Origin of the sequence: Streptomyces colwelliae, assembly GCF_048158785.1 — a bacterium.
In the GTDB taxonomy this organism is placed as follows: domain Bacteria; phylum Actinomycetota; class Actinomycetes; order Streptomycetales; family Streptomycetaceae; genus Streptomyces.
Window position 1 is genome coordinate 1 of the sequence record NZ_JBLTJC010000834.1, and the last position, 962, is coordinate 962.

Annotated in this window: 1 protein-coding gene and 1 pseudogene; both read left to right on the plus strand. The window is 69.8% G+C overall.

The annotated features are described in order from the left end of the window. Positions 1-3: 3 nt before the first annotated feature. Entirely contained in the window at positions 4-768 is a 765-nt protein-coding gene (locus ACNFOC_RS54680; RefSeq protein WP_416966352.1) for an ABC transporter permease, read from the plus strand. Next, positions 765-962: pseudogene (locus ACNFOC_RS54685) on the plus strand (ABC transporter substrate-binding protein); the annotation flags it as partial. The gene ACNFOC_RS54680 and the pseudogene ACNFOC_RS54685, both read left to right, overlap by 4 nt.

Sequence of the window (962 nt, forward strand, 5' to 3'; positions counted from 1 at the left end):
GCCCTGGAGCTCACGCTCGCCGTGGCGGTCCCCCTCGCCCTGATCCTGTGGTGGCAACTGGCCGCCACCCAGGGCTGGATAGACGCCCGCGTCTACCCGTCCCCCTCCACGATCCTCTCCGACGGCTGGTCCCGAGCCGCCGCCGGCGACCTGTGGCCGGACGTCTGGGCCACCACGAAACGCGTCCTCGGCGGCTACGCGATAGGCACGGCGACCGGTTACGCCCTGGGCCTGCTGATGGGCTCCCTGTCCCTGGTCCGAGCCGCACTGGAACCACTGCTGGACGCCCTGTACGTGGTACCGAAACTGGCCCTGCTCCCCATCTTCCTGAACATGTTCGGCCTGGGCGAGGGCCCGCAGATAGCGCTGGTGGCGGCGACGGTCTTCTTCTTCGTCTGGATCTCGACGATGTCGGCGGTGATGGCGATCCCCTCCGGCCACCGCGACGCGGGCCAGGTCTTCGGCGCGACGCCATGGCAGATGTTCCGCCACGTCCTCCTCCCGGCCTCCCTCCCGTCGGTCCTGGTGGGCGCGCGCATAGCGGCGGGCGTCGCGGTCCTGGTCATCGTCGCCTCGGAACAGATCGCCGCGACGAACGGCCTGGGCCACCTGATCTTCGACTCCCGCGCGCTGTTCGAGAACGACGTGATGTTCGTGGGCATCGTGTGCGTGGCGGTCCTGGGGGTCGTCTTCTCCGAACTGGTGCGGATAGCAGGCCGGTTGCTCACACCGTGGGCACCGAGGGACCGAGGACGGGGCCAGTCATGAGAAGGCGTGCGTACGGTGTGGCAGTCGTCGTGGCGACCTTGCTGACGTCGGCGGCCTGTTCGTCCAAGTACGGGGAGGATTCCGGGACTTCGGGCACAGCGGCCGCAGGCACCCGCACCGTCAAACCGGTCGACGGCTGCGGCAAGTCGTCCTGGACGACCCCGTCGGACCGCTCCCCCACCCGCGTCCCGGCC